2 protein-coding genes and 1 pseudogene are annotated in these 3892 nt (G+C 32.2%); 1 reads left to right on the top strand and 2 read right to left on the bottom strand.

Features of this window, described 5'->3' with window-relative positions; translation table 11 throughout:
- Window positions 1–48 precede the first annotated feature (48 nt).
- Both FS666_RS18880 and FS666_RS18875 read right to left on the bottom strand, forming a co-directional pair.
- Window positions 49–1929 carry a tyrosine-type recombinase/integrase gene (locus FS666_RS18880; RefSeq protein ID WP_144463743.1) on the bottom strand — a complete coding sequence of 627 codons (1881 nt, stop codon included), beginning with the start codon at window positions 1927–1929 and terminating at the stop codon, window positions 49–51.
- A gap of 10 nt (window positions 1930–1939) precedes the next feature.
- Window positions 1940–3067, bottom strand: coding sequence for a tyrosine-type recombinase/integrase (locus tag FS666_RS18875; RefSeq protein WP_144463744.1), 1128 nt, complete (start codon window positions 3065–3067; stop codon window positions 1940–1942).
- Window positions 3068–3295: 228 nt separating this feature from the next.
- Between FS666_RS18875 and FS666_RS18870 the strand changes: the two are divergent.
- Window positions 3296–3844: pseudogene (locus tag FS666_RS18870) on the top strand (ATP-dependent DNA ligase); the annotation flags it as partial.
- Window positions 3845–3892: the final 48 nt, after the last annotated feature.

Below are 3892 nucleotides of genomic sequence, written 5' to 3'. Positions count from 1 at the left end.
AGGTTTTTCACCGGAGTTAATTTGAAATTAGGTGTCTGAAATAATGTGCTAGTTTACACCATTACATGTTAAACAAGGTGGTTCCTCTGCATAAGGGCAATTTCCATTTAATCTCGCTCTACAGGATCCGTAAGGATTGTCAATTGCAGTTAACTTGTGGTTTAGCCAAAGCATTTCCTTTATTTCTTCCGGTATTTCTTCGTCTTTATTAACTTCATACATATTACCGTTTAAATCGAAACTAAAAACTCCGTCAGTAACCGCCTTTTCATATGCTTTACGCTTAGTTTCATCCAAAAGTTTAGCATATACCATTGTCATCTCCGGTGACGAGTGGGCGAGTAACTCTTGCACCGTGAAAATATCGGTACCGTTATTTAACAGTTTTATTGCGTAGGTATGTCGAAATTGATGCATTTTAAAATGAAAAAGGTTACCAAGTTCGTCGGTTATATTTTTTCTTCTAGCTAAGAGATTTAACTGGTCAGAAACCCATCCTTGTTCATATGCTTTCCCTTGCCTTTTGCCCCTATATCTAACAAAAATAAAGTCTTCAGGATTATTATCTTTTTTGCTGTGTTTTTTCGCATTATCTATTAAAACTGCAATTATGTTTGCCAACTCTTCATCGATTGGAACCATGTGTCCTTTTACATATGTTTTCTCTATGTCTGTTACTATGCTGTATTTCCCATTTAGTAAAACCAAACAGTTTTGCTTTAAACCTAACACATCAGATATTCTTAAACCTGTTTTAAATGCAATCCACACAATTGGCTGAACTTCTTTATGTAGATATTCAATATTTTTAAATAATTGTTCCAATACAAATTCGGGTATGTAATCGATTGTTTCATGCGATTTTTTTACTTTCCTGGGTTTATCACCGGGCAAAAACAAAAGATCGACTGGTAAATTAGGAGTCATATGACTGTTGTTATAAAAGTGCAAGTCTCTTACAAATTGATTTACAGCGGTAAGTGAGTGACGCTTGTATCGATTGGAATTTGCATCCTTTCTATGGTGACTTTTTACATATCCACTTAACCAGTGAATATACCCTTCAATATGTTGTCGTGAAAGCATTTTTAAATCTTTCCAAGTAGGTTCTTTGTCCGATACATAATTAAGAAATTTTCCTATCGAACCCACATATGTTCTTGCTGTAGACCACGAAAAATTATTTTGCGCTAAAATTCTTTGTTTGAAATAGGATTTTACGGCTTCTCTAAAATAAGGGTTATCAATTGTTGAAAAGTTTACTAAATAATCATTTTTACTTGGGTTATATTCTATGTCATACCTATTTATTAATATCCTAATATCCCAAATATCTTTTTCCCATTCATCTCGATCGTCGAAAACAACTGAAATAGCCTCATAAAATCGCCCCAAAAACATAAAAATCGGAGATTTTATTTGATAAACCTTGTCTGATATCTCTTCTAATTTATTCTTTATTGTTTTGAAATTGTTTTTTTCTAACCATGATCTCCATCTATCATTTAAGACAGGAAATTCTACTGATAGTATTGATTTAATGTTAGGAAACTCTTCATCAATAAATGTTTGTAAGTTTGTCATGTAATTAGAAGGGCCGGTCATAAAAGTCCCAACAGCCCATTCAGTAGAAAATAATTTTTTTACACAAAAATATTTTAATTCTCCTTTAATATTTTCATTTTGGGTTTTAAATTTTATATTTACTTTTAATCCGTTATACTTCTGATAATCATTGATAAAGTTCGAGATTGTCCCAAAGGTCCTTATATTCCAGATGTCCATATCTGCAAAATAGTTAGTGATTTCATCTATGTGGTTGAAGGGGGAAACATCCACTAAGTTTTCTTGAATAACCTTAGAAATATGCTCACGAAAAATATTATTATAATCGTATGTAGTGTAATTAAAAATGTATTGCTCTGTCATGTATGCTTACTTAAGCCTCCGTAGGTTGTATAATGAATGAACTTTTTGCCTTTTCCCAATTCTCACGAATTTCTTCTTCTGAAGGATGCAAATATAAATTTGCTGTAGTCTGAATATGTGCGTGTCCTAAACGTTCTTGGACTTGTTTAAGGTCATTGGTCTGTTTGTAAAACATGGTTGCGTGTGTATGACGAAGTAAATGAGGGTGAATTTTGAGAATACCAGTTTTTTTTCGCAATCGTTTAAATAATGAGGAAACGTCTTGGTAATTCATAGGTTTTCCAACATTAGCACCGCGAATTTTGACGAAGACAAAATTGGTATCTAATTCTAGCTCATCTAGCACCTCGTATAAATAATCATCGTACAAATCCATTAATTCTTGAGAAACATAAATTTCTCTTTCACCAGTTTTTAATTTTGCTCCATTTTCTAATTCCCCACGATCAACTAACCGAATTCTATGTCCTTTACTATGATCAAATATAAAATCTTCCAAAAACAAAGACAACACTTCTCCGATACGTAATCCTGTTTCAAATAATAATTGAATTAACAACTTATCCCGGATATTTTTCGTTGTTTCAATAAGCTGTTGGACTTCGTCCTTAAGTAAAACGGTAAGTCTTTTTTTGGGTTCTTTTAACTTAAGTATGTTTCGGTTAACAGGCTTTCCTTTGTTGACGTGGAATAGAAAATCTTTAAATTTGTTCCTCCCCCCTGAGAAAACTTGTTTAAAAGCAGGTTCAATCATATTGCTGCTAATACTGTTAGTACGGTATAGGTAGTCGTAAAAGTTTAAAATTACTGTGATTGTTAAATTGATTGTTTTCTCGGTTTTTTTGATTTTTTTTGGCTGTAATGGTGATACTTTAATGTTTTGATAAGGATTCCTTAACCATCCAATAAATTCTACTAAATCATCTAAACAAACAGTTTTGTAGTCTTTGTTATTGTCTTCTAAAAATACAAAATAGTGCTTTAAAGCATAGCAATAAGTTTTTTGTGTATTGCTGCTTTTGTCTGTTATGTCCAAATACTTTAAATACTTCATTACAGGTAGTACCGGGAATCCATGTTGATCAATTAGCATGTATCGCTTGCTTAAACCTTCTAAGATAACTTCTTGAACCCTCAAATAGAATGTTCACCTCCTGTTTTTGTTAACGTTCGGTCTAAGGACCTCACGACGCCTCCCGCTGTGGGCTACGTCCTCAAATAAAAATATATTTATATTAAACATAATATACTAGATTAATTTAGTATAGATATCCAGTATATTATGAATAAAAGAAAGGATAAAACGTTATATATTAAACATTCCATCCTGTAATTATTATAGTATAGTTAAACTGTCTTAGATGGTGAAATAGTAGTTACGGACTCTCATGGCAAACCAAACTTTGAATATGTCATGGAACGTTTTAAATCCAAGAAATCTCTTCACAAGATAACATTTTGCGTGTTCGATATTGTTTACTCTTCAAATAAGAAGCTAAATTGTACGCTACTGGAACGAAAAGAGATTCTTGAAAAAATCATTCCTGATGATGGACTAATTACAAAAGTTAAATGGCTACTTGGAAATGGAATTGCCTATTTTGACCAGATTAAGAGTCATGATTTAGAAGGGGTAGTCCTTAAAAATACTAGCTCTAAATATCAAATCAATAAGCGCTCTAATAACTGGTTAAAAGTGATTAACTATAAGTATGAGAATGTATACATCACTGGTCTGTGTAAAGATAAATTCGGGATGCTATTGAGCTACGAAAATGGCAATTATGCAGGGTTAATGGAGTTTATGCCAACTTCAAATAGAAAAGAATTTTACTCCGTTTACCAAGATTATATTTCGAGCGAGAATGATAAATTTATCTATCTTGACACAAAAATCAAGCTATTTAGCCCCTAAATGAACTTGGACAATAAGAGTAAAAATTATTATACTGCTTAATGTACC

It is taken from the genome of Siminovitchia fortis (genome assembly GCF_007681465.1).
Taxonomy (GTDB): domain Bacteria; phylum Bacillota; class Bacilli; order Bacillales; family Bacillaceae_C; genus Siminovitchia; species Siminovitchia fortis.
The sequence above is the reverse complement of the archived record's forward strand: the minus strand, read 5'-3'. Positions and strand labels throughout refer to the sequence as shown.